General features: G+C 53.8%; 6 protein-coding genes. 4 read left to right on the top strand and 2 right to left on the bottom strand.

Going from position 1 to position 5,391, the window contains the following annotated elements:
- Positions 1–544: hypothetical protein (locus CW742_RS06335; protein WP_292418029.1), on the bottom strand; the 544-nt coding region annotated here is incomplete at its 3' end.
- Positions 545–654: 110 nt separating this feature from the next.
- On the opposite strand from CW742_RS06335, the gene CW742_RS06330 reads away from it, so the two are divergent.
- Positions 655–1,779, top strand: coding sequence for a TIGR04084 family radical SAM/SPASM domain-containing protein (locus tag CW742_RS06330; protein WP_292418027.1), 1,125 nt, complete (start codon positions 655–657; stop codon positions 1,777–1,779).
- A gap of 106 nt (positions 1,780–1,885) precedes the next feature.
- Positions 1,886–2,053, top strand: a complete 168-nt coding sequence (locus tag CW742_RS06325; protein WP_015286826.1) for a CxxC-x17-CxxC domain-containing protein — start codon at positions 1,886–1,888, stop codon at positions 2,051–2,053.
- Between the two features lie 375 nt (positions 2,054–2,428).
- Here CW742_RS06325 and CW742_RS06320 read toward each other — a convergent pair whose 3' ends face one another.
- Complete coding sequence (locus CW742_RS06320; RefSeq protein WP_292418024.1) at positions 2,429–2,995, bottom strand: hypothetical protein; 567 nt, start codon at positions 2,993–2,995, stop codon at positions 2,429–2,431.
- A 385-nt stretch (positions 2,996–3,380) separates the two neighbouring features.
- Between CW742_RS06320 and trpE the strand changes: the two genes are divergently transcribed.
- The gene (gene trpE, locus CW742_RS06315; RefSeq protein ID WP_292418021.1) at positions 3,381–4,907 is read left to right on the top strand and encodes an anthranilate synthase component I; all 1,527 of its coding nucleotides are present in this window, start codon (positions 3,381–3,383) and stop codon (positions 4,905–4,907) included.
- A partial coding sequence (locus CW742_RS06310) for an aminodeoxychorismate/anthranilate synthase component II (RefSeq protein ID WP_292418018.1) occupies positions 4,904–5,391 on the top strand: 488 nt, incomplete at its 3' end. The genes trpE and CW742_RS06310, both read left to right, overlap by 4 nt.

Below are 5,391 nucleotides of genomic sequence, written 5' to 3'. Positions count from 1 at the left end.
GCCCATAGGGTTGGATACCTGTAGTGGGACAGAGAGTTAGTTCGAATTGCTCGTTGGGCTCCAGCCATTCATCGGCATCTGCAGTCCGGCCGGGGAGCATATTGTACTTGTTGGAGATTGTCCAGTTCGGGCAGATCAGGACATCCGGGGGTGATTTATGGAGTATTTCTGATGAGTGTTCCTGGCCCCAGGATACACGGATCTTATCCATATCGATTGCCCCGGTATCCCCGATAAAGAGGGATACGGTGAAGCGTACCATGCCCAGTTTGCCCGCGTCATCTTGGGATGGTACAATAGTGAGGGGCCCTGTTGTCCTGCGGGTCATCGGGAACCCGTACATACTGCCAACAATCTGGAGATTATCACCGGATATGTACATACTCTCTGCGACAAGACCTCCGGGAAACGTGCGCAGGGGATTGGGGGTCCCGCCGGAAAATGCCACCAGGGCAAGAACTGAGCCTGCCACAAGGACCAGGACCAGGATGACGATTCCCAGACCTGTGAGCGCCTCCTCCGTGCACCCGATTTCCCGGATCATACCTGATCGTTTCTGGAGAACGTGGTGATAAGTTTACCGAAGGCACGGGGAGACCGGGCCCGCAGTATCCTGTTTTATCGTGATTCAACGCCTAATAGTACAGAAATCCCATGTACTTCCACCTCATCCTTACAGACAACTGCAACCTCTGCTGCAGTTATTGCCGGGCCAAGGCCTTCCTTGACCTCGATGAGAGCGAGAGTGAACGGGCAGTAGAGATTGACGAGCGGATCCCCATTGATCTGGAATATGATCCGGAGACCCTCTATGCATTCCTCAGGAAGGACCCCGCGCCCACGGTGACGTTTTACGGGGGCGAGCCACTCCTCCGGGCCGATCTTATTGAACGGATCATAACGGAATCACCGGTACAACGGTTCATGATGCAGACCAACGGGCTCCTGCTGGACAGGCTTTCCCCGGCAATTATCAGCCGTTTCACCACCATCCTCGTTTCCCTCGACGGGAGGAGGGAACTCACCGATGCTAGCCGGGGAGAGGGGGTGTATGACCGGGCTATGAAAAACATCCGGTATATCCGGGCCAACGGATATGAGGGAGAACTCATTGCACGGATGACCGTAACCGAAAAGACAGATATCGTGGATGCCGTTCACTGGCTGGCAGAAAATCCTGACTTCCCGTTTACATCCATCCACTGGCAGCTGGACGCAAACTTTGCCGGGGACTTCTCCCACCGGGAGTTTGCCGCGTGGGTTGCCGGATCGTATAATCCGGGGATCCGGACCCTGGTAACGGACTGGGTCGATCATATGGAGACGCAGGGCGAAGTGCTCCGCTGGTACCCGTTCCTGGACTGCATGGAGGATCTTCTTCTCGGGCGTCCCTCCCTGCTCCGGTGTGGATCCGGGCATACGAACTATACCATCATGACCGATGGCCACATCGCACCCTGCCCGGTAATGATTGGGATGAAACAGTACTATGTTGGTCACATCAGGGACGCGGAGCCCGTAAAGCTCGATCATATTTCTGTAGGAGGGGAGTGTCTCAACTGTCCTATCCGGACATTCTGCGGGGGCCGCTGTCTCTATTCCAATATAACCCGCCCCTGGAGCGAACCCGAACGACGGCTTGTCTGCAGCACTGTGGAGAACCTCCATGCAGCGCTGAGTGAGGCCCTGCCCCGGGTCAGGAAACTCCTTGCAGAAGGAAAAATTTCCTGGGCACAATTCCATCATGAGAAGTTCAACGGGTGCGAGATCATCCCGTAGTCGGCGCATAGAGGTTCTTATATAAAAACATCTTTGTTGAGGGAGATGTATTTATACCGGACAGGTAATGGTATACTTGCAGATAACCACTGCATGAGTAAAAACAATGGAGAGAAAGAGTTTTGGTGGCCCGAGAAATTTCGGTCCCAGGGAAATGACAAAGACAGTCTGCTCAGACTGTGGAAAGGAATGCGAAGTCCCGTTCAAGCCCACGGAAGGAAGGCCGGTCTATTGCAGAGACTGCCTGCCCAAGCACCGGAAACCCCGGTTCTGATTTCATCATTTTTCCTTTTTTCCCTGATTTCTTCCGGTATTCTATTCCCCTTCACCGTTTGCCATATCCGACAACCTCATAGTGTCTCCGGGTCATTGTTCCGGTATGGCTGTATCATGGATCGAAGCTAAAGAATGTGCAGAACGGGAAGGCTTGTCCCACGTGTACCATGATTGTGATAACGAAACCTATGGGGCGTGCCGGGAAGGGGAGACTCAGGGATCATTCAAAGAAGGAGTATTCATCGAACATCGTTGTATCTGCATGCCCTCGCACCTGAGCGCAGAAGAGATGGAAAAGAAAGAAAAACAATTCCGTTCAGAGAATCCTCATTGGTAATTCTGACAGGGGACCGGGTTTCACAGTCCCCCGTGCCTACTGATTTTTGCGTATCTCCTGCCGGAACCGGTGGATAATATCGTAGAGCATCAGGCGGAGTTCTGCCCCAATCTCCTCCCAGGTTTTTGCATCCGTGACCTCACGGGCATGCATCTCCGGCCCGCCTGAACCTAGTGCGCCCGAGACCTGCCCGTCAGCAGATACGTCCGTGGCGGAAGACTGGAACCAGAGCTGGCGCAGGATCGCATAATACCCACTGACGAGGACGATGAGAAATATCACCGTCGCGATAACCGGTGCCAGGAACGAGAACAGGGGAGAGAGTGTGGTTGAAGTAACGGAATCTGTCCACTGGAAGATCCTGAGCATGAACATGATGAGAAAAACGCTGCCAAATGCCGTTATGATCGGAGCGGGGAGATTGAAGGGAAACGGGAATGCTGCAAAAACGTCACCGACCATGAGGATCAGCGCAATAAGGACAAGCAGCCAGAAATTTTCGTTGATGAATGTTACGCCAGACGTAAAGAGCGGGCTTTCCACGTAATGCGTCAGGATGTTTGCAAGGACGATAGCGATCAGAAGGCAGATGATCCCGATCATCCGGGTTGCAAACACCCACCCTAAGGAATGTGAACGACAGTGCATTATGTGACCTCCCGGAATTTCGTATCAGTGTTGGAGGGCAGGCTATAAGAGTGTTGGACATCCGTTTTGGGAACTAGTGTGACGTGCTGGGGGCGGTGTCCAGTATCGTGACGTGACAGGGAGATATTCAGAATCCGCAATTCCGCGCGATCTTCCATAATGGTCGGTCATCACCTAAAAATGCAATAAAAAATACTACAATAACCAAAAAATTACAATAATGTATAAATATGTACAAAGTTGACCATGTACTCACACTCTGTGGAAATGCTTCCGCAAAAACAGGAATTATCACAGACAGAACAAGCGGCCCCGACAGGCCGTATCGGTTACGAGAAAAATGACACAAAAACTGACACTCAACCTGGGACTGGATGAGTTTATTACGGCGGTGAGGACCCAGCCCAAACCGCTCATCATCCCCCTGTGTGCGGAACTGCCGCTCCCGGATATCTCGCCGCTTGACCTTTATGAGGGCACGAGAACGGGATGCGGGTTCCTGCTGGAATCAATGGAGGGGAGCGAGAAACTTGCCCGGTATTCCTTTATCGGGATAGAACCGGAGATGATTGTCACGGTACGGGACACCGTTGAGGTTGCCGGAAATGAGCCATTTACCGCTATTGCCCGGGACCCTGACGGCACTAACCCGGTTGATCAAATAAAAGCGATCCTCTCGCGGTTCCATTATATGAATGTCAAGGCCCCCCGGTTTTTCGGGGGCATGGTCGGGTATTTCGCGTATGACTGTGTGTACACACTCTTTGACAACGTAAAACGGTCCGCGAAAAACCCGGCAGGACTCGCTGATGGCTATCCCGATGCCCGGTTCATGCTCACAAAAGACTGTATCGTGATCGATCACCGGGATAAGCGGCTCTATATCTTCTCCAGCCCGTTCCTCACTTATGATTCTGATCTTAAGAAAGAGTATGAGAAATGCTCCCAAAAGATACAGTCCCTTGCGGGCAGGATCGCAGGACTGGGTCCCACTACCCCCGGCAATGTTCCCCATCATACAAAAGCGACGCCCCCTCCTGTTGGAACTTCAGTTTCCCAAAAAACATTTGAGCAGGCAGTAACTGAAGTCAAGAGTCATATCGTTGCCGGGGACATTTTCCAGGCAGTGCTCTCACGGAGACTGGACTTCCCCGTTCCGGAAAATCCCTTTTTGGTCTATGCTGCCCTGCGTGGGATCAACCCGAGCCCGTATATGTATTACCTCGATTTCGGTGATGAGAAGATCATCGGGGCAAGTCCCGAGATGCTGGTGAGGGTAGAGAACCGCCGCGTGACAACGGTCCCGATTGCCGGAACACGCCCGCGGGGCCATACGGCAGCGGATGATGAAAAGCTGGAAAAAGAACTGCTGATGGACAAGAAAGAACGTGCAGAGCACACCATGCTCGTCGACCTTGCCCGGAACGACCTTGGCCGGGTCTGCCGCTTCGGGTCGGTGCAGGTCAGCGAGTTCATGGGCATCGAGAAGTTCTCCCATGTCCAGCATATCGTGTCAACCGTCAGCGGCACGCTCCGCGACAACCTGGACTGCTATGATGCCTTCAAGTCCTGTTTCCCGGCCGGGACCGTATCGGGTGCCCCCAAGATCCGGGCAATGCAGATCATCGACGAACAGGAGCCGGAGAGCCGGGGGCTGTATGCCGGTGCTGTGGGGTACATCGGGTTTGACCGGAACCTGGATTTCGCCATCGCCATACGGACGATACAGGTGATGAACGGGCGGGCATATGTCCAGGTCGGTGCAGGAATCGTTGCCGATTCGGTTCCGGAAAACGAGTGGAAAGAGACCGAGAACAAAGCGGCGGCAATGGTCCGGGCAATCGAACGTTCGGGAGCCTGTTCATGAAAGTACTGATCGTAGACTGTTACGATAGTTTCACCTATAACCTGTACCAGCAGGTGGGAAAGCTTGGAGCAGAACCAATCGTCCTGCCCTGCGACACTCCTCTCGATACGGTACAGAAAACTCCCTGCGACCGCATCATCCTCTCACCAGGCCCGGGAACCCCGCAGGATGCCGGGATTTGTCCTGATGTTCTGGAAACAATGAGCCGGAAGATCCCCACGCTCGGGGTCTGTCTTGGCCACCAGGTGATCTGCACCGCATTTGGCGGCGAGGTTGTCCGCGCACCGCACCTGATGCATGGGAAGACTTCGGTCATCCGGCACAGGGGGACGGGGATCTTCGACAAGGTCCCAACGCCCTTTATTGCCACCCGGTATCATTCCTTTATTGCACAGGATGCCTCCCTTCCCGATGACCTGGAGATTACTGCAACCAGCACGGAGGACGGTTATATCATGGGAGTGCGGCACCGCTCCTACCGGAT

It is taken from the genome of Methanoregula sp., from assembly GCF_002835825.1.
In the GTDB taxonomy this organism is placed as follows: domain Archaea; phylum Halobacteriota; class Methanomicrobia; order Methanomicrobiales; family Methanospirillaceae; genus Methanoregula.
This window is presented reverse-complemented; position numbering and strand designations above follow the sequence as displayed.